The organism is Pseudoduganella sp. RAF53_2, assembly GCF_052113985.1.
In the GTDB taxonomy this organism is placed as follows: Bacteria; Pseudomonadota; Gammaproteobacteria; order Burkholderiales; family Burkholderiaceae_D; genus Rugamonas.
Genome location: NZ_JBFRDW010000002.1, coordinates 1 through 19,129, shown reverse-complemented (window position 1 = coordinate 19,129; position 19,129 = coordinate 1). Strand labels below are relative to the sequence as shown.

Annotated in this window: 20 protein-coding genes; 4 read left to right on the top strand and 16 right to left on the bottom strand. The window is 62.4% G+C overall.

What is annotated here, in order from left to right; all coding sequences use genetic code 11:
• The first annotated feature begins 7 nt into the window (after positions 1-7).
• Positions 8-481 (top strand): hypothetical protein, encoded by a 474-nt coding sequence (locus AB4Z11_RS00300; RefSeq protein ID WP_442021744.1) that lies wholly within the window; start codon positions 8-10, stop codon positions 479-481.
• Here AB4Z11_RS00300 and AB4Z11_RS00295 read toward each other — a convergent pair whose 3' ends face one another.
• The 9 genes from AB4Z11_RS00295 to AB4Z11_RS00255 all read right to left on the bottom strand — a co-directional run bounded on the left by AB4Z11_RS00295 (position 482) and on the right by AB4Z11_RS00255 (position 7,192).
• A complete protein-coding gene (locus AB4Z11_RS00295; RefSeq protein ID WP_442021742.1) occupies positions 482-1,921 on the bottom strand; it encodes a TIGR01777 family oxidoreductase in 1,440 nt (479 codons plus the stop codon).
• Positions 1,918-2,691: a DUF4166 domain-containing protein gene (locus AB4Z11_RS00290; RefSeq protein WP_442021740.1), complete on the bottom strand. Its 774-nt coding sequence runs from the start codon at positions 2,689-2,691 to the stop codon at positions 1,918-1,920. The genes AB4Z11_RS00295 and AB4Z11_RS00290 overlap by 4 nt, the downstream gene beginning before the upstream one ends.
• Positions 2,681-3,115, bottom strand: coding sequence for a thiol-disulfide oxidoreductase DCC family protein (locus tag AB4Z11_RS00285; protein WP_442021738.1), 435 nt, complete (start codon positions 3,113-3,115; stop codon positions 2,681-2,683). Before AB4Z11_RS00285 ends, AB4Z11_RS00290 begins: the two co-directional genes overlap by 11 nt.
• A 72-nt stretch (positions 3,116-3,187) precedes the next feature.
• On the bottom strand, positions 3,188-3,931 hold the full coding sequence (locus tag AB4Z11_RS00280) for an SDR family oxidoreductase (protein ID WP_442021736.1): 744 nt from the start codon (positions 3,929-3,931) through the stop codon (positions 3,188-3,190).
• Positions 3,891-4,565: a substrate binding domain-containing protein gene (locus AB4Z11_RS00275; protein WP_442021734.1), complete on the bottom strand. Its 675-nt coding sequence runs from the start codon at positions 4,563-4,565 to the stop codon at positions 3,891-3,893. Before AB4Z11_RS00275 ends, AB4Z11_RS00280 begins: the two co-directional genes overlap by 41 nt.
• A 6-nt stretch (positions 4,566-4,571) precedes the next feature.
• Positions 4,572-4,988 carry a cupin domain-containing protein gene (locus tag AB4Z11_RS00270; RefSeq protein ID WP_442021732.1) on the bottom strand — a complete coding sequence of 139 codons (417 nt, stop codon included), beginning with the start codon at positions 4,986-4,988 and terminating at the stop codon, positions 4,572-4,574.
• A gap of 19 nt (positions 4,989-5,007) precedes the next feature.
• The gene (locus AB4Z11_RS00265; protein ID WP_442021730.1) at positions 5,008-5,487 is read right to left on the bottom strand and encodes a carboxymuconolactone decarboxylase family protein; all 480 of its coding nucleotides are present in this window, start codon (positions 5,485-5,487) and stop codon (positions 5,008-5,010) included.
• 100 nt (positions 5,488-5,587) lie between these two features.
• Positions 5,588-6,085 (bottom strand): DedA family protein, encoded by a 498-nt coding sequence (locus AB4Z11_RS00260; RefSeq protein ID WP_442021728.1) that lies wholly within the window; start codon positions 6,083-6,085, stop codon positions 5,588-5,590.
• 96 nt (positions 6,086-6,181) lie between these two features.
• On the bottom strand, positions 6,182-7,192 hold the full coding sequence (locus tag AB4Z11_RS00255) for a LysR family transcriptional regulator (protein WP_442021726.1): 1,011 nt from the start codon (positions 7,190-7,192) through the stop codon (positions 6,182-6,184).
• Positions 7,193-7,367: 175 nt separating this feature from the next.
• Here AB4Z11_RS00255 and AB4Z11_RS00250 point away from each other — a divergent pair, with 175 nt between their 5' ends.
• Positions 7,368-7,868, top strand: a complete 501-nt coding sequence (locus AB4Z11_RS00250; protein WP_442021724.1) for an Ohr family peroxiredoxin — start codon at positions 7,368-7,370, stop codon at positions 7,866-7,868.
• Between the two features lie 624 nt (positions 7,869-8,492).
• On the opposite strand, the gene AB4Z11_RS00245 is transcribed toward AB4Z11_RS00250, so the two are convergent.
• The 5 genes from AB4Z11_RS00245 to AB4Z11_RS00225 all read right to left on the bottom strand — a co-directional run bounded on the left by AB4Z11_RS00245 (position 8,493) and on the right by AB4Z11_RS00225 (position 15,445).
• A complete protein-coding gene (locus AB4Z11_RS00245; RefSeq protein ID WP_442021722.1) occupies positions 8,493-11,312 on the bottom strand; it encodes an ATP-binding protein in 2,820 nt (939 codons plus the stop codon).
• Between the two features lie 3 nt (positions 11,313-11,315).
• On the bottom strand, positions 11,316-12,071 hold the full coding sequence (locus tag AB4Z11_RS00240) for a hypothetical protein (RefSeq protein ID WP_442021720.1): 756 nt from the start codon (positions 12,069-12,071) through the stop codon (positions 11,316-11,318).
• Positions 12,064-13,440, bottom strand: coding sequence for a hypothetical protein (locus AB4Z11_RS00235; protein ID WP_442021718.1), 1,377 nt, complete (start codon positions 13,438-13,440; stop codon positions 12,064-12,066). The genes AB4Z11_RS00240 and AB4Z11_RS00235 overlap by 8 nt, the downstream gene beginning before the upstream one ends.
• A gap of 122 nt (positions 13,441-13,562) precedes the next feature.
• A complete protein-coding gene (locus AB4Z11_RS00230; RefSeq protein WP_442021716.1) occupies positions 13,563-14,297 on the bottom strand; it encodes a DUF3108 domain-containing protein in 735 nt (244 codons plus the stop codon).
• Positions 14,294-15,445 (bottom strand): DUF3108 domain-containing protein, encoded by a 1,152-nt coding sequence (locus AB4Z11_RS00225; RefSeq protein ID WP_442021714.1) that lies wholly within the window; start codon positions 15,443-15,445, stop codon positions 14,294-14,296. Before AB4Z11_RS00225 ends, AB4Z11_RS00230 begins: the two co-directional genes overlap by 4 nt.
• A 93-nt stretch (positions 15,446-15,538) precedes the next feature.
• Between AB4Z11_RS00225 and AB4Z11_RS00220 the strand changes: the two genes are divergently transcribed.
• A complete protein-coding gene (locus AB4Z11_RS00220) occupies positions 15,539-16,690 on the top strand; it encodes a low temperature requirement protein A (RefSeq protein ID WP_442021712.1) in 1,152 nt (383 codons plus the stop codon).
• Between the two features lie 32 nt (positions 16,691-16,722).
• Positions 16,723-17,364, top strand: a complete 642-nt coding sequence (locus tag AB4Z11_RS00215) for a PhaM family polyhydroxyalkanoate granule multifunctional regulatory protein (protein ID WP_442021710.1) — start codon at positions 16,723-16,725, stop codon at positions 17,362-17,364.
• Here AB4Z11_RS00215 and AB4Z11_RS00210 read toward each other — a convergent pair.
• Positions 17,357-17,572: a hypothetical protein gene (locus AB4Z11_RS00210; protein WP_442021708.1), complete on the bottom strand. Its 216-nt coding sequence runs from the start codon at positions 17,570-17,572 to the stop codon at positions 17,357-17,359. The genes AB4Z11_RS00215 and AB4Z11_RS00210 overlap by 8 nt on opposite strands.
• 17 nt (positions 17,573-17,589) lie before the next feature.
• Positions 17,590-19,129: tetratricopeptide repeat protein (locus tag AB4Z11_RS00205; protein ID WP_442021706.1), on the bottom strand; the 1,540-nt coding region annotated here is incomplete at its 5' end.

Sequence of the window (19,129 nt, the reverse complement as noted above, 5' to 3'; positions counted from 1 at the left end):
ACTTCCCATGGCTATCTACGATAAAACCGTCAAGGGACGGGAGGAGATTGCTTCACGTTGCCATCATCTGGCGCCCCGGATGAGGTCGCTGCTGGTGATGATTGATGGGCGTCATGCCATCGACGAGTTGCTGCCGAAAGTGTCGGGGCTGGGCTTGAGCGAGGCCAATGTGCAGACCCTGCTGGATGAGGGCTTCATCGAGCCTGCCCAGCCGAAGTTCGATCCGCCGGCCGAAGACCCGCCGCCGCCCGATCCTGCCACGCTGGCCGAGCAATTCCGCGCGGCCTACGAGTTCTACACACGCACCATCAAGCCGACCCTCGGCATGCGTGGCCTGAGCTTGCAGCTGAAGGTGGAAAAGGCGTCGAACATCGACGAGCTGCGCGAACTGCGCATTCCTTTCTTCGAAATGACCGTTCGCGCCAAGGGACGCCCGCATGCGCTGCAGCTGCGCCGCGAGCTGGATGACATCCTGAGCTGACTACATCAAGTTTTGCAAGGCCGCGTCCATGGCTGGATAGCGGAAGCCAAATCCCGTTGCGAGCAGGCGCGCTGGCGCCACGTTCTGACCTTCCAGCAGCAGGTCCGCCTGCTCGCCCAGCATGAGACGAACCGGCCATGCCGGTGTCGGCATGAAACAAGGACGATGCGCGATGCGCGCCGCCGTGCAGGCAAATTCCTGTTGCGTCGGGCAGTGCGGCGCCGTGAAGTTCCAGGCGCCGCCGGCATCCGGCTGTTCCCACACATGGGCCATGGCGCGGATCAGATCGTGCAGATGAATCCACGAGGCACGCTGACGGCCAGTGCCCATCGGGCCACCGAGGCCCAAACGAATCGGCAGCAGCATCATCGGCAGCGCGCCACCGCCATGTCCGAACACCACGCCAAAGCGCGTACGCGCCACGGCCACACCGTAAGCACTGGCGCGCTGGGCGGCTTCCTCCCATTCCTGGCAAAGCTGGGACATGAAGATGTTTTGCGGCGCGGCGTTTTCGTCCAGCGCCCGCGCGTCGTCTTGCGGCTGGATGCCGTAATAGCCGATCGCGGACGCACTGATCATCAGGCGCGGTTTGTTTTCGGCAGCGGCGATCCAGTCCACCACTTTGTCCGTCAGCGCGACACGGCTGCGGCGCAGCGTGGCCTTGCGCTTCTCCGTCCAGCGCCAGCCGAGGATGCGTGCGCCGGCCAGATTGATCACGACGTCGATACGTTCACTGGGTGGCAGCTCCTGCATGCTGCTGACGGCGCGTACGGCGCCATTGAAGTCCGCGGCAGCCTTACGCGCATCGCGCGTCAGCACGATCACGCGATGGCCGCTGGCGACCAGTGCCGGCACCAGGGCATGGCCGACGAAGCCGGTGGCCCCGGTAATCAGCACGGTCTGCGGCGGGCCGGTGAAGCGCACCGCCGCCGCATCGGCAGCCGGCGTATTGCGTGCGACGATGCCGTCGCGGATGCCGGAGGCCATCACGCCGACGCCGCATAGCGCAAGGAAGACGCTCAATATGCCAAGCGGCGCATAGGTGAAGCCGGTGTCTGCACGCAGCCATTCCGGCGCGGCCAGCGCCAGCAGGCAAATGAAGGCGCCTCCGTTAATGGCCAGGACCGTGTGCGTGACACGCTCGGTGGCCGGCAGCATTCGGGTCTGATCTTCGATGACGAAATCCCACAGCGTCAAGCCGATTTCGACTACGAACAGCGCCAGCAGCGCCCAGGTCCACGCGCCCTGCCAGATCCAGGCGGAGAGGCCAATGAACAGCAGGCCGTATATCAGTGCGCGCACGGAATGAATCGCCAGCTCGCGGCGGGCCGTGGCACGCTGCGGCAGCGCTTCGGTCAGTTCATGGTGGTAGATAGTGTCGAATGCACCCAGGCAGCCCTGGAATGCCATCAGCTGCAGGGCAAGCGTGCGAGTGCTCATGCTGCCTCCTTCTCGGCCGCGTGGCGCTCCTGGAAGACACCCACCTGCGTGAACATCAGGCCAAACAGCGCGTGGCGGATTTCGATGCGAATATTGAAGCGGTTCGGCGCTTCATTGTGATGCCAGAGATAGGTTTTGCCGGGAGTGAGCAGGCCGGGCAGCGGTATGCGCCAGCCTAGCACTTTGCCGATGCGTGAGGCACTCAGTTCACTCAGCGCGCCGTAGTACAGCAGCGGCTTGCCCGGCTCCGGGTTCTTAGTGAAGCGGGTCTGGATGTCGGGATGCAGCTTGCTCCATTCAGCGCCGAGGATCTTGCGGAACAGCTCTCCCTCGCCTACCGCGCCATGCTCGGACGCAACGCGCGAATCGATGCGGTACAGCCGCAGCAAAGGTGGCAGCAGCAGCGCCAGTGTGATCACGTCGATCCATAGGTTTGGCCAGACGCTGGCGCGCAGTGAGATCAGCATGTCTTGCGGCGCCCATAGCAGCAGGCTGGCGATCAGCCACAGCCAGGCCGACGGCTCACGGCGCGTGTCGCCGAAGCAGGTCAGGGCCAGCATCAGCACGCCGACGCATTGGATGGTCGGACCGAACAGCGCGATCCACCAGGCTTGCTGGGCGTGGCTGACGGCCGGCGAAAAGCCTTTCGCGATGAGGGTGTGATAAGCGTCCAGCATGGGCGCGCCGGCCAGCAGCGGAAGTGCCAGCCCAACGGCAATGTGGAGGACAGCAGCTGCGTAAAGCCAGCGCATCAGCCATTTACGTTCCATGATGAGCGTCTCCAAAGTAAATGCGGCAAGCGTTGCCTTCGCAGGCCGTGGCGCGCGCCGTCGGGCGCAGGCGAAGCAGGCGTGAGATGCGCAGGCGGTTGCGGGCCAGCCAGCGGTAGCCGGCACTGAGCGCGGGACGCAGCAGTGTAATCCGCAGTGGCCACACCAGCCATGCACGGCCGACCAGCGCGTGCGCGGCAAGGATGCTGTCCGTACCACGCAGCAGCGTGCCGTCGGCGCGCAGGGCGTGCATTTCGGCGTTCAGCGCGGTCATGGTGACGCCAAGCGGCGCGGGATCGAAGCCGGGAGCGGCGATGTCGACGAAGGCCAATGCAAGTTGGCGGTCGGCGCGCCGCAGACTGTGCATGGCGCGCAGGCAAAGAGGGCAATTGCCGTCGTAGAACAGGGTGAGGTGCGTACTCATGTTTTCTTTAATTTCTGTTGTTACAGAAATTAAAGACCAAAAAGAAGGGATTGTCAACCAACCCCTTCTTTTTTACGCCTTGCTGAACCAGGAATCGAAGTTAATTGTTCCCAGATGCGCGCCGCTGCCGGGCATCAGCGTGTCGTCGCGCAGTTCGGCGCCGAAGTAGCGTGCGGTCGCGTCTTCGATCACGCTGCGCTTGTCATTGGTAACGCGCAGATAGCGCTTCACCATATCCGACAAGCGCACGCGCTCCGGACCGGCAATCTCCATGATGCCGTTGCGCGGCGCGCGGAGTGCGAATTCGGCGACGGCAGTTGCCACATCGTCCGAGGAAATCGGCTGGAAGAAAGCCGGCGACATGCGGATGCTATCGCCCTCGCTGCCGGAATGCGCAATACCGCCCAGGAACTCAAAGAACTGCGTCGAGTGCACGATCGTGTACGGCACGCCCGATTCGCGAATCAGCTTCTCCTGCGCAATCTTGCCGCGGAAGTAGCCGCTTTGCGCCAAGCGGTCGGTACCAACCACCGACAGCGCAATATGGTGTTTAACGCCCGCGGCACGTTCAGCTGCGAACAGATTGCGGCCGGACGTTTCAAAGAATTCCAGCACGGCCGCATCTTCGAACGAAGGTGAATTCGCCAGGTCAATCACGGTATGCGTGTTCGCCATCGCCTCGCTCAAGCCTTCGCCCGTGACGGTGTTGATGCCCGTTGCTGGCGCGGCAGCAAGCACCTCGTGACCTTGGGCGCGCAGTTGCGCCACGACTTTGCTACCGATTAATCCCGTCCCACCGATGACAACAATCTTCATGATATTTCTCCTTGATTAAAGGGGTCATGTATTCCGCAAACGCACGGATGCGTGCGGGCAGGTCTTGCTGTTTTTGATACGAGAGATACAGAGCGCCATCCTCCGGCGCGAATTGCGAAAGACAGGTGACCAGCTTTCCTTCAGCGCGCAGGCTGCTCACCAGATACGCCGGGAGCTGGGCGATGCCAAGGCCTGCGCTTACCGCCTGCACCAGCATGTCCAGGTCGTTAAAAGTATGCTGCGCCATCGGCCGCCAACGTTGAGCCAGACCGTTGATCCTGAATTCCCAAGCCTGGATATAACCGGCCGCGGTTCTGAAGCTGATGCAGCGATGCCGGCCCAGTTCATCCATTTGCTGCGGCAAACCATGCATGCGCGCGTATGCCGATGAAGCGCAGACGATGGTCGGCACCGCCATCAGCTGCTGCACCAGCACGCCTTGCCGTATCAGGCGCTGCTCGCCGAACGACACGTCGATGCGGTCTTTCGTGAAGTCCGCCGGCTGCTCGCGTAACAGCAGCTCCACGACAAGCTGACGATGCTGCGCGTGAAAGCCGGCCAGCAGCGGCGCCACAATCCGGCGACCGCATCCCGGCGATGCGAGGATGCGCAGGTGGCCTTGCAGTGCTGCCATTCGGACTTAGTGCCCGCCTGGTTCGGGAATGAAGATAGGCGCGCCCTTCTCTTTCAGCAGCAGCACGAGGAACTTCGCCGGCTTGGTCTTGCTGGCGTTGCGTCCCACCGTATGCACATCGGCCGGGCCTTCGTAGAACGATTGGCCGGGCGTCAGCGTCACTTCCTTGCCGCCTTTCRCCTGCATGATGATCGAACCTTCCAGCACATAGATGAAGCCATGCGCGTTATGGCGATGCACGGGGTCTTGGGCGCCGGGCGGATATTCGACCGTAATCATCTCGGCTTCCTTGCCGGGGTAGTCGCTCAGCGCCTTGTTCATCACCGGCGAGACGATGGCGTTGACCGGCCCGCGGTGAGCAAAGCCTTGCGATGCAATCAGGGTGGCGCAAAGCGCCAGCGCAGCGTGTTTGAAGGAGATCATAGTGTGTTCTCCCGGGTGATCAAGAAAGATTTGCCTTGTCGAGGCCCCAAGCCGTGTCGGCCGAACCGGGCACGGAGCGGAAGGCGACGTTGGCGCGGTTCCAGCCGTTGATCGCCATGACGTCGAAGGTCAGGTCGGACAGTTCCTTTTCCGAGAACTGCGAGCGCACGCGATCGTAAATCTCGTCCGGCACGCCGTGCTCCGGCAGCTTGGTCAGCACTTCGGTCCAAGCCAGCGCGGCGCGTTCGCGCGGCTGGAATAGCGTGGACTCGCGCCAAGCCGCAAGATGATGGATGCGCAGTTCACGCTCGCCATGAATCTTCGCTTCCTTCACATGCATGTCGAGGCAGAAGGCGCAGCCATTGATCTGCGAGGCGCGGATGGAAATCAGGTCACGGATCGATTGCTCGATCGCGCCTTCTTTCAGCACATTGCTAAACTCCAGGAACTTCTTGAACAGCTGAGAAGACTGCTGCATGTAGTTGAGTCGCTGAGTCATGATGATCTCCTTCAAGAATGGTTGGATTGGGGTGCCGCGATTGCATAGTAGGAGGGCATCAGCTGCGGCGGAAGACACGCCAACGTACTCACAATGTTGTCTACGGCGCACCAATCAGGGCCGATGCCGACACTGCGCCAGCCGATAGCGCCGCCAGCGCCCACAGCCCAATGCCCGCGCAGTCATGCAGGACAAAGGAGCGCGGTCGGACGGCTTTGGCGCCGCACAGCAGTACCGAAAAAAATGCCAGCCCCGGAATAAAACGCGCGATGAGCAGCACACGAACGCCTCTGCGTCCCCATAGGCGCTCGATGTCGATTTTCCGCTCCGTCAGCAGCCTGCCGAACGGCTGCGCACCGAAGCGCCGGCCGCCGTGGAACCAGAAGAAGTCTGCCAGCGCGCCTCCGACCACGGCGGATGCGACCAGCGCCACGAATTGCAGCGAGCCAGAAGACAGGCCATCCGCTGCCAGGGCGATGGCGGCACCAGCCATCATCAGCGTTGGCGTGGCGGGCAGGGGCAATCCCAGCGAGGAAGCAAAGACATTGATGAATACAATCAGCACGCCGTAGCGAGCCATTAACTCGTGCGACCACATGATGTTCTCCTCCGTTTGCTGCAGCAAGCGTAGGCGCGGCGCATGATCGGCGGAAGCCCCGCGCCGGGACTCACCGTGTTGTCATTCGGGGGACAATCAGGCGCAGAAGGTGAGAGGCACGAGTTCCGAGGCGGAGCAGTCCAGATCCAGCGCGCGGATTTGCTCGGTCATGTAGTCGATGAAGACGCGGATACGCGCCGGAAGATGTTTGCGGCTGAGATAACAGGCGTAGTGGCCGCGGTCGTCCGGTACGTACTGCGCCAGGCAGGAAAGCAGACGGCCATCGCGCAGCAGTGCGCTGACCTGATAAGCCGGCAGCTGGGCGATGCCGCGTCCGTCCAGCACTGCCTGCACCATCAGTTCAGCGCAGTTGAAGATGTGCTGCGCGCGCGGAGTGGCCTTTTGGCACATGCCACCAACCTTGAACTCCCACTCCGCAATGCGGCCCGAAGCCAGGCGGTAATTGATGCAGCGATGTTGGCTCAGGTCTTCGATAGAACATGGCAGGCCATGCTCCTTCGCGTACTCGGGCGAAGCACACACCACCATCTGCATCGGGATCAGCTGCTTGGCCACGACCTGGCTATCGTCCATTTTGCCGTCGCGGAAGGCAATGTCGATGCGCTCCATCGTGAAATCGACGGGACCGTCCTTCAGCATAAAGTCGAGCGCAATACCGGGATAACTGGCGTGGAAGCCGTTGAGCAGCGGCGCAATCACCTTGCGGCCGAAGCCCGCGGTCGAACAGACGCGCAGCTGGCCACGCGGCGGGCCCTGGCGCAGCTCGCGCATATCTTCCAGCGCCTGGACGATGCGCTCCACGCCGGGATTGCAGTTCTGATAGAAGAGTTCACCTTCCGGCGTCAGAGCGGTGCTGCGCGTGGTACGCAGGAAGAGGCGCGTATCGAGTTGCGCCTCCAGCTTCTGGACATTGCGGCTCACGGCCGAACGGCCAATACCAAGCCGGTCGCCGGCCTTGGCAAAACTGCCCTCGCTCACCACCGCCAGGAAGGCAATCACTCCCGCATAGCTGGTGGCGAAGCTAGACGCCAGCGAGTCTTCGCCGGCTGCAGGGGAAGCAGTCGTCAACGAGGGCGTGATGAGCATGCGCTACGTTATACCCTTAGATGAGGTCAATTACAAGGTAATACGATGAACTTACTAATAATTGATCGCAGCAGGGATTGTCGCCAAAAACTCAACATCATGCGTCCCGGAAGAGGACTACTTTGTCGCGCACAATGTGCTTAAAATAGCTAGTGACTATGAATGGATCAACTGAATGGACAAACCCGCCCGGCCTCCTTTGACCTTGCTCGATAAATTCCGAGGCTCCGAATTCGAAGAAATCTACACGGGCCGCGTTCGTGTGACAGGTGGTGAAGCGGCGCATGCCAGGGCCTCCGGTGTGGTGCGCTCCGATGACGGCAGCCTCGATCTGGAATTGCGCCTGCCCGAGCAAATGGGCGGCGCAGGTGGCGGAACCAATCCGGAGCAGCTGTTCGCAGCAGGCTATGCCTCCTGCTTCCACGGCGCCCTCATGCTGCTCGCCGCCAAGAACGGTATTGAACTGAAGGATGCGACGGTCGATGCTTCGGTGACCTTTGGCCGCGATCCGGTCGATGGCCTGTACAACCTGACTGCCAACATCCGCGTCCATCTGCCGGGCGTCGAGCGCGCCATCGCCGAACAGCTGGTGCGCGCCACCGAACGCTTCTGCCCTTACGCCAAAATGGCCAGACAGGGCATCGTCAGCGTGATCGCGCTGCACAGCGACGAATAAAAACGCTGGCGGCGCCAGCCCGTTGTCAATCAAGAGAAAAGCGATGGACCGCAATGATAGACGACAGCGGTCCATCCGCGATCGGCTCGGCGCTCCATTCGGAATTTCAGGTTACAGCCCTGCATTAAAGCTCCGTCGATGCGCTGGCCGACGTAGGGATTGTCAGGCCACAGACTCCATACCTCAGTCCTGAGCTGGCTATCGTTCCGGATGCCATATCGCGCGCCCCATCCGTCGCGGTAATGACGGCGCGCGGAACCCAGAATGACAATGCGATCCGGCCCTGGAGCCGCTACCGGGGCAGGCGCCGGTGCGGGAGCTGGCGCCACCACAACCGCTGGAGGCGGTGCGGCGGCTGCAGGTGCAGGACCGCCCCTGGCGATATCGGCCCAGGAACACTGGGCCAACCGGCTTGAGCGCCTGAGCGGCAAGCCAGGTCGAAACGGCGCAGGGACATTGGGAGGCCGGCGTATTGCCGGTACGGCGGCAGGGCCAGTGGATTGCTTGTTCGATGTCATGGTTTATCGCTTTCAGGTCGAAATACACCAAGGATCGTGCAGCAGGACCGTCCATCTTACCTTAACCCATCCATGAAAAAAGCCCAGGATCGCCCGGGCTTTTTCATTATGCCGCTTGCTGCTGGCGGCGCTGCAGCACGAAGATCGGCTGCGCCCACTGCGTGTCCTTCTTCTTTTTGCTCGTGATGAGCGTCAGTTCGGAAGGATCGTAGACGTCGGTGTTGTGCGTCAGCGGCGTCGTCATCAGGTACTGGGCATCGGTGTTCTTCAGGAACTCGCCGACCAGCTGGATGTTGCGGATGTCCAGGTGGGCAAACGGTTCGTCGATGAACACGAAGCCGCCGGAACCTTCGTCGGACTTCAGCAGGCCAATCAGCAGCACCAGCGACTTCATCACCTGCTGGCCGCCAGACGCTTCGCCGTCGTTCAGGCCAATCGGACCCTTGCCGTCGAACTTGAAGCGCACATGCAGGCCGGCTTGCGCCAGCAGCAGGTCGTCGTTTTCCAGCTTGACCGGATCGGCGTGTACTTCGATGTTCGCCAGCTGGCCCAGTTCCTTGATGTTGGCCGTGTAGGTCTTGATCGTGTAGCGCAGACGCTCGATGTAGGCGCCGCGCGCATTGGCGGTCGCTTCGATGGCGCGGTTGTTCTGGTAGCGGCGCTCTTCCGTTTCGGTCTTGCGGTTCGACAGCTGGTCGTTCAGGCGCTGGTACTGATCGATCACGGTTGCATCCAGTTCCCAGTCGTCGCGTGCCAACGAGGACTGCAGGCTGGCGACGCGCAGGTCGACCTGGTGCGCGTTCTGGTGCTGGGCGACCAGGGCCAGGCGGCGTGCGGTACCCTTCCAGGCCGGCGGCAGGTGGCGCCACTGGCGGCGCAGCGCCAGCAAGGCGCGTGCGTGGTCGGAGCGCTGCTCCAGCTGACGCTTGTGGTTCAGGCGCATGCCCGCTTCGCCTTCGGACAGCGCCATGCGCGCCGACTGCCAGCTGGTGTCCGCACGGGTACGGGTCACGGTGGCATTCTTCATCAGGCCTTGCAGCTCGCCCAGGCGCGAACCGACTTCCAGGCGCTCGGCGCGCAGCGGTACTGCGGCGCGGGCGGCTTCGTCGAATTCCTCGGTACGTGCCGACAGTTCCTTCACCGCGTCCACGCCTGCCACACGGGCTTTCAGTGCGCTGGTTTCGGAAGCCAGCTTGGAAATCTGCAGGGTGAACTTGTCTTCTTCCGCTTCCAGATTCGGCAGGTTTTTCTGGATCGCGTCCATACGCTGGGTCTTACCCGCGGAGCCGAAGCGGTAGCGCGATGCTTCAACAAACAGCGAACGGCCACCACGGCGCTCCTTGTGGTAAGCGTCCGGCGTGATCCATTCTTCGATATTGCCCAGCTTTGCGCCGTCTTCCACCGACTCCACGCGCGTGATGCGCGACAGCTGGTCGATCAGCCATTCCGGCGCCAGGCCAGAAAAACGCACAACCGACAGCAGGCTCTGATTCTTCGGCTCGTGCGCTTTCACGCAATCCGGCACGATGAAGTGGCGATAGCGTTCCTTCTCCGCCAGGCGGTAAGCAGCGGAGGCATCGGAGGAGCGCTCCAGCAGCACCACGGAGGCATAGCCACCCAGCACGCCTTCGACGGCGCCCTGCCATTTCGGATCGGTGACTTCCACGATATCGGACAGCATGGCATGCGGGATGTTCGCATCGCGCAGCGCACGGCGCATGGCGCGCACATTGTCCGGCTCCGGCATGGCGGTTTTGCCTTGCAGCGCGGCGATGGTGGCCTTGTCCTGTGCGATGCGTGCGGACACGGCGTCACGCGAGCCGCGCAGCTTGGCCAGTTCCGCTTCCTTCTCTTCCAGCTGCGCAGCAGCATCGGCCACATCGGCGCCCGATTCCGCGGCCAGCTTTTGCAGACGCTGCTTCTGTTCAGCCAGCGATTCCAGCGGCTTCAGTTTCGTATTCAGCTGGTTCAGGCGCGATTGCAGCACGGTCTGTTCCTGCTCCAGCAGGGTTTCCTGCTGCTGCGCGTCCTGCAGCGCTTTGGCCTGGCGTGCCAGTTCATTGCGCTTGTCCGCCAGCTGCTGGTCGGCTTGCGCCAGCGGCTTGCGCGCTTCGCGCAGCTGCTTGCTGTTGTTGTTCGCCTTTTCGCGCGCCTCGTGATACTCCAGCGATGGCAACACTTCTTCCTGCAGGTTGCGGCGTTCCTTGTGCAGCGTTTCCCACTGGTGATAGTTGGCCACGCGCAGACGCAGGCCTTCCAGATTGGTCTTGGAGCCTTCCAGTTCGGACTCGAAGCGCTTCAGCTCTTCTTCCGTATCGCGCTGGTGGCGCTTCGCTTCGTCGTACGCGTCCAGCACTTCCTTGTCGCCGAAGACCTGGAACACCAGATCCAGCAGCTGGCGCGGCGCGTATTCGCACAGCTTGTCCGTTTCGCCCTGCTCCAGCGCCAGCACTTTGGCCATCGCGGGCGACAGGCCGGCTTGCGCCAGACGCTTGCGGTAGTTCTCCACACCCAGCCAGTCGTTGGCTTCGGTGACTTCTTCGATGTCCACATTCCCCGGGCGCATCAGGTACTGGCGCTTCCAGTCGCCGCCGTTCTTTTCGACCTTGCAGAACAGGGTCACTTCATCGTCGGCGAAGAAACCGCTGTGCCGGAACGGCCGGTTCGACAGCTGCTTGCCCACGGCGCGGTTGTCCACCACGGAGCGCAGCCATGCGGTCTGCTGGCCGCTGTGGCGGGCGTAGTGCTTGTAGGTGCGGCCCATCGAGCAATCGAGGCCGAACAGGGTACGCATCGCATCCAGCAAGGTGGTCTTGCCAGAGCCGTTCTGGCCTGCGATGGTGATGATCTTGGCATCGAGCGGAATGTTCTTGATGCGCTGCCAGTAATCCCAGTGGACTAATTCGAGAGATTTAATGTGGAACATGGATCAGTCCTCGTTCGGGGTATCGGTCGAAGCATCGGCTTCCGGTGCGGCCGGCGTCTCCTCGACGGCGGCGGCGTTGTCGATTGCGGCGGCCGCTTCGGCCAGCACTTCGCGCGGAATGTGCACAACCTGCGCCGGTGCGCGCTTGAACACGTCGGCCAGCGCGCCGTTGATGATGCGTTCTTTCAGCAGGTCGGTATCCATCAGCAAGTCCAGCAGCGGGCCTTCGACGATGATGTCGCCGCGGCGCTCGATGAAACCGAGCTTGCCGAGAATACCGAGGTTCATGTCCATACGGGTCTTCTTGCCTAGCTTGTCGCCGAAGTCGGCCAGCAGGGCCTTGTACGGAATGCCGATGGAAGTGTCTTCCGCGCGCGGCACCGGCTTCTCGGTGCCGAACATATCGTTCTGGTCATCGTCCGCCGCCTGGTGGGTTTCCTGGCGCTCGCGCTTGGGCAGGATGATCAGCGCCCACAGCACCACCAGCAAGGCCACGCCATCGCGCGCCAGGCCGAAGTTATTGTTCTGCCATACGTCGCGCGCGCCGAACACTTTCGGCTCGATGGCGCGGTGCAGGGCCAGGGTGACGTGGTCGGCGTAGACGTTATCCAGCAGCTTCAGGCCGCAGGCAGTCAGGCGCGCATCCACTTCAGCGCGGAACAATTCATCGGACAAGGCACGCTTGACCAGCTTATCGTCGCGGCGCAGCGTCTGATGCGTCATCAGGCGCGCGATCAGGATTTGGGAATCGTCATTCATCGGCCTTGCCGCTTTCATCTTTCAGTTGGAGGGACAACGCGGCCATGGACATGGCGGCGACCTCAAGGTCAGGCAGCTCGATCATTTCATCGGCAGGCTGGAACTGCACCGGCAGGCGCGCGAAGTCCGCGGTGGCGCCCTGCATGGACGCTTCGGCTTCATCGCCCAGCAGCGGCAGCAGCGAGGCGCGGTACGAGGCCACGGCAAACGACGCCGGCAGCAGCGCTTCGTGCGCCTGTATTTCGCGCGGCGACTCTTCGGCCACGCTCGGGAAGTTGTTCAGCTGCGCGAAGTCGGACAGGCGTGCGAGCCAGTCGTCCAGCTCCTTCTGCATGGCCGGGGAATCGTTGATCGTGGTCGGCGCGTCCTGGCCGGCAGGCAGGCCATTCAGCCCATTGTTATTGGCACGTTCCGTCATTAATTCTGTTTCTGCTACGTCGATCATTTCAGCGGGCGTGACGAACAGCGGCTTCACCGGCTGATCAATCGCGTCTTCCGCCAGCGAGGCCAGGTCCTCGTGCTCCAGCAGCCAGCGCTTGATGTCCGTGGTGGACAGGCCGGACTGGCCCAGGTGCACACGCTGGCGCTCGATCTGGTTCAGGGCACGCGAGAACATGCCCTGCATATTCAACAGCTGCGACTGGGCGCGGCCGATGGCTTGCGCCGCCTTGTGCGTGGCGCTGTCCGCGTTTTCGTCGGAAGTGATGGCGCGCAGGATCTCGCTGCCCTTCTCCACCCAGTCGCAAGCCTGGTGCCACTTCGCCTGCGACTCGCGCAGGCGGAATTCGGAACCGGAAGCGATGGCGTCGCGGAATTCTTCGGTCAGGTCCACCAGGCGGCCCAGCAGATGCTGCAGCTGCTCGCTGGTGACGCCGCCCACGGCCTGTGCGCCCGCCACCTGCGACAGCAGGAAGCCCATTTCGGCATCGTCGTCCGGCTGCGCCAGCGCCAGCAGGCCGTCGATGGCCGACAGCACGTTGCGCGCCATGGGGGTGACGCGGTAGACGGTCTGTTGTGCATCCCAGGCCAGCAGCCCGTTCGAACGCAAGCGGATCAGCACCGTTTCCAGGCTTTCCGGCAGCAGATAGGCCAGCTTGGTATTGATATCGGCGCGCGAATAGAACGAGGTGGTGGTGTCGTTCGCCAGCTCGCGCAGCACGAGCAGGCGCACCAGCACACCCTCAAAGCCGCCGTGGAACAGGGCCGTGAAGACCTGCAGCAAAGGCTGTGCGCGCTTCAGATGGAAGACTTGCTCAATCTCGTCTGCTGAAATGTGGGGCTGGAAGTGGGCCTGCAGGGCATCCTGCTGCTCTTGCTCAGTCGGGTTTGCGTCGGCAGCCGTGGCCGCACTTGCCATTAAGTCAATCATTGCACTCCGATAATCCCGGTAAATGGGGACGTAACACATTACCGCGTAAATGTGTTGCGTCCCCATTTACCGGCTTGGCCCGGCCGTATGGCGGGGGCGTCAGTATATCAGGCCGGGTGTTGCTATTTGCGGTTGACTTTTTCGAGAAGTTGCTCGAAGGAATCGCCGTTCTCTTCCATGAAGCGGATTTTGACGGGATACCATTCCAGTCCCGGCGCCAGCCACAGGTCCACCTGCTGACCCGCGTCGCGCTTGGGCGGCGCTTTGACGAAGTGCACGACCTTGAGCTCACCGGCACCCGTTTGCAGGGTTTCCGGACCCACGACTTTGAAACTCCACACCTCCGCATCCTTGCGGCCGGCCGTGAAAAAAGCCCACTCCGTGCCCGGCTTGAATTGGTCCGGAGCGTGGCGCGCTTGCGACACCAGCTGCCATTGCGCACTGCTGCGGTCCTGTTCTCCGCCCTTCAGCGGGAAAGCCGGCTCGCCACCCTGGAATTCGATCTGCTTCGATTCGCGGTTGAAGGTGGTGGTGGTCGGGTCCTTGCGGATGCGCTTTTCATAATAGGTGGCGGGCGCCAGGCCGTAGTCGTCGACCGCGCCTTCGCTGCGGTAGTCCAGCACCTTGCCGAACAGGGCGGAGCGCGCCTCGGTGGTTAGCGTGTATTTGCCCTCGCCCTGGCGCCAGTTGACCGTGCCGGTGCCGCTCAGCGGGATGCCGTGGTTGCTGCCCTTGACCGAGTACACCAGTTCGGCGGATGGCGGCAGGTTGAAGCCGCGCTTGACCACGGGATGGTCCGCTGCCTGGGCGCCCATGGCCAGCGTCAGCATGGCGGCGGCGATGAATGTGTTCTTCATTGTTCTTCCTTCAAAATCTTGGTCACGGTCTCGGTGGTCACCGCGCCATTGCCTTCCGTGTTCCGGATCTGCACCGGATAAAAGTTCAGCGACGGCGCCAGCCAGATGTCCAGCCGCGCGCTATAGCTGCCCGGCTTGGGTGGACGGGTCAGGCGCCAGGTAATCAGCTTGCCCATGTCCGTTTCCAGTTCTTCTTCGCCCACCAGCTGGAATCGGTAGATGGTGGCGCTTTTATCTTCTCCAACCAGAATATCGATGTCCCCCCCGAATTGGTTGACATCGGCGCGGCCAATCGCTGCCAGCTGGAAGGGCACGGTGGCCTTGTCCTGCGTTCCGGCCAGCAGAGGATAGCTGCGGTCGCTGGCCGAGAAGGTGATGCGCCTTTCCTTCTGATTGAAATGGGTCGCCGTCTCGGAACGGTTGCGGCGCTTCTCGCGCATGGTGAGGGGCGAAATGCCGCCGTCGTCCACGGTACCTTCGCTGTTCACGGTCAGCACGTTGATACGGAACAGCACCGTAATGCCGACTTCCAGGTCGACTTTATAGGTGCTGCCGTCGCTCTGCCAGTTCATGCTGGCGGAGCCGCTCCACTTCTTGCCGTCCGCGTCGGTGCGCTTCACGTCCATCTCGAAGCGCGCGGGAGGCGGCAGGTTCACTTTGTAGCGGCGAATGCCTGACGGCTCGTCTTCCTGCTGCGGCGCGTCCGGCTGGGCGGATTGTACTGCGGCTGGCTCGGAAGCAGCGCCCGTCTGGTCGGCAGGAGATGTCTGCGGCGCCGGCGGTGCGGATTCGCTGGTGTTGCCTGCAGGCGTAGCTGCCGCTGTCAGCGCACCTTCGCTGGGTTGCGGTTCCGGCGCGGGCAGCGGTTCGGGGGCAGGCGCCGGCTTGGGTCTGGCCTTGTGCGGACGCTTCGGTTTCGGTGCAGCTTCCTGCGGTTTGATTTCCGGCTCCGGCGTCACGGTCGCCACGCGCTGCGGCAAGGCCAGACGCAGGTCGGCCTTTACCACCGCCGGTGAGAACTTGCGGTTATCGTCCACCAGGCCGACGTGGGATGCCAGCCAGTCGATCGCCACCAAATGCAGCGCCACTGTGGCCACGCACAGGGCAAGCACGCGGCGGCGGCTGGAAAAGAAGGAAACAATCGTCATGGGCGCTAGTGTAACGTCTTCATGCCGCTTTCCGCTGACCTGCCGGGCTGATGGCATAATCCGCTGACAACTATTTTTGATAAGGTCAGGCAGATGTCCCTGCAGCGTTCTCGTGGCCAGGCCGATTCCGGCAAGGTCGGCGCGGTCGAGCTGTTTTTCGATCTGGTATTCGTTTTTGCGGTCACCCAGCTGTCGCACACGCTGCTGAAAGACCTGAGCCTGACCGGCGCGCTGCAGGTCGGCCTGATGTTCCTCACCACGTGGTGGGTGTGGATCTACACGACCTGGGTCACCAACTGGCTGGACCCGGAACGCATCCCCGTGCGCAGCGCGCTGTTCGTGCTGATGATTGTGGGACTGATGATGTCCGTCTCGATTCCGCAGGCCTTCGGCGCACGCGGCTGGCTGTTCGCGGGCTCCGTCGTGGCCCAGCAGGTGGGCCGCAGCCTGTTCGCCTTGTGGGCCTTGCGCGATATTCCCAACCTGCGCCGCAATTTCCTGCGCATCGTGGCCTGGACTTCGACGTCGGCCGTGTTCTGGCTGCTGGGCGGCTTTAACGAATCGTCGATGCGCGGTGGCTTCTGGCTGGTGGCGCTGGCCATCGAACTGCTGGGACCTCCCCTGTATTTCTGGACCCCGGGCCTGGGCCGCTCCACCAGCGCCGACTGGAATGTGGAAGGCAACCATATGGCGGAACGCGGCGCGGGCTTCGTCATCATCGCGCTGGGCGAGTCGCTGGTGGTGACGGTCGCCACCTTTGCCGACATGCGGCTCGGCGCGGCGGATACCGGCATCTTCCTGCTGGCGGTGCTGGGTTCCGTGCTGATGTGGTGGCTCTACTTTGATCAGGGCGCGGAACAGGGCCACCACCGCATCACGCATTCGCATGATCCGGGCCGCCATGCCCGCAATATCTATACTTATCTGCATGTGCCCATCATCGCCGGCATCATCGTCAGCGCGGTGGGCGATGAGCTGCTGCAGGCGCATCCCGATCACGGTAATCCGGCGCAGATGGCGGCCATTGTTGGCGGTCCATGGATTTTCCTGGTCGGCACCATGCTGTTCAAATGGGTGACGCATAGCCGTCCCTATCCGCCGCTGTCGCACATGACAGGCGTTGGCCTGATGACTGCACTGGCGCTGCTGGCCACACCGCTTGGACTGACGCCGCTGGTGGCCACGGCCGGCACCGTCATTGTCCTGCTGCTCGTTGCGGTGTGGGAGAGCTGTGTGCTACGCTAAGCTTTGACCTTGCCCTTTCGGAGACCCGATTTATGAGCAACCCCATGATGACTGATACGCTGGACTTCGTTAAATCCTTGTGGGGCAGCATGGGCGTCCCCGGCATTAACATTCCCGGCATCGCGGCGCCTACCTTGTCGGTCGATGACCTCGACAAGAAAATCAATGAACTGAAGGCGGTCGAGTCCTGGCTGAATCTGAACGCGACCATGCTGCGCAGTAGCATCCAGGCGCTGGAAGTCCAGCGCGGCACCATTGCAGCGCTGAAGTCGATGGGCCAGTCGCTGGCGGCTTCCATGCAGCAGCCGGTGGGCGACAAGTCGCCATTCGCCTCGTCCTCGACGAAAGCCAATGGCAAGGCGGCCGAGCACAAACCCGAGCCCGCGCCCGCGCCTGAAACACCCACGGCGGAAGCCAGTAAATCAACCACCGATGCCGCCGCTGCCGCTGCCGCGCAAATGGCCAATCCCGCCGTCTGGTGGAATTTGCTGCAGGAGCAGTTCAAGCAAGCGGTGAGCACGGCCATGGCCGCCGAGCCGCCAAAGGCTGCCGCCGCCGAACCGGATGGCGAGGCGAAAGACGAAGAGCCGTCCGACGCCAAACAGGCCGCCTCCGCAGCGCGCAAGCCGGCAGCCAAGCGCGCCGGCAGCAAGCCGCCAAAAGCGCCTAATTGAGCCGCTGAATGCGGATGGCCGATATCTGGCCTTCCGCATCCCTTTCAATCTTCATGATGTTGATCAGGCCTTCTTCTTCGAGGGCCTGCGCAGCCGCGTGCGCGGCCTGGAAACTGGCGATGGTGTCGCCCCGTGCAGCGACTGGCCGTACCCAGGCCATCGCACCGATTTTCATCTTGTTGTAGACCTCTTTGGCGATATCACGCATGATCACTCCCTGGTCAGTCAAGAATCGCCGGATACTTGCTCATTCAGCGCGGCATCCAGCTCCGCTTCCATTTCTTCCGGTGAGGCCGCGCGGCCCGGCACCAGCATCTGCAATTGCTCAATCAATTGTGCAAAGCGCTGCTGGCCTGGCGCGACCCGGTCGACGTGCATCAGCACTCCGTTCGCTTCCATCATCAGCAGCTCGTCATAGCCTTTCGCCTGCATATGCGAAATCAGGATCTGCGCAGAGTTGAACAGGATGCGCAGATTGTCCGGCAAAGCCTGGCGCGCTTCGCGCATCCACGCCACAGCGTCGTCCAGCTTGTTGGTCTTCCACAGCAGCACGCCCTTGTTCATCATCTCGGTCGCTTCCTTGCGCGCCGACTTGATCAGGGCTGCGCCTTCGTCGCTCATGCGCGCCTTGTCGAAGATGCGCTGCACGTCTTCATGCAGCAGCTGGTTGTCGTGGTTGTTGCGCACCACGTAGCACAGCAACTCGACCGGGGCGTCTTTCACGCCTACCGCGAACAGCAGGGTCGCCATTTCCAGACAGGTGCCGGTGTCAGGACGCTCCGCATCGGACTTCAGCATTTCTTCCAGCTCGTCGCCGGATCTGCGCGCGCGGCGATAATCTCCGCTTTCATGATAGACCAGGCCTTCGGTGATTTTGGCGCGCAAGTCCACCAGCTTGCCGGCGAAATCGCGCTGCGCAACGGCCAGCAGTTGCAGGGCCTCTTTCGGATCGTTCTTGTGGCCGCACACGCGCGCCAGTCCGAAATAGGCGTCCACCGATTTCATGATCGAGTATTCGCCGATGGCCAGACATTTGCGGAAGGCTTTTTCCGCCAGGGGGATATTGCCCAGCCGGAGCGCGGCGTTACCCAGATTGCGCTGGCGCGGCACGGAATTCGGCGACAGCTTGGCGGCACGTTCCAGCACGTCGCAGGCATCGCCAACCCTGCCCAGGTTGTGCAGCGATGTCGCCAGCTGGTCGTAGGCATCGATGTAGAAACGGTTTTCGGCGATCACGCCGCTGAACATCTGCCGCGCGGCTTCGTGATCGCCGTTCGCCATGCGGATCTTGCCGATGCCGGTGCGGGCCCAATTGTATTCGCGGTCCTGCAGCAGCTTTTCATAGACTTCGCGCGCCTGTTCCGGTTCGCCTGCCTTCATCAGCAGATTGGCCTTCATGCGCAGCAGGTCGGTTTCGTGCAGTTTGTTGTGGGCGATTTGCGCATCGCATAGCTTGGCCGCGCGCAGGAAGTCTTTCTCCAGATAGGTCTGGTCGATCTCGCTGAAGATCTGCTTTTTCTGCCACACGCGGTTCAGGCGGGTGAGCAGCACGCCCTCGGTTATGGGCTTGATCAGGTAGGCGTCCGGCTGGTGCTCGGCGGCGCCCATCACGGCTTCCACGCTCTTTTCGGCGGACACCATCAGCCATACGCTGCTCGGCGCCAGCAAGTGGCGGATGCGCGCTTCTTCCAGCACGTGCTGGCCGTTCTTGCCTTCGCCCAGATTGAAGTCGCACAGCACCACGTCGTACACAATCCGCTGCAGC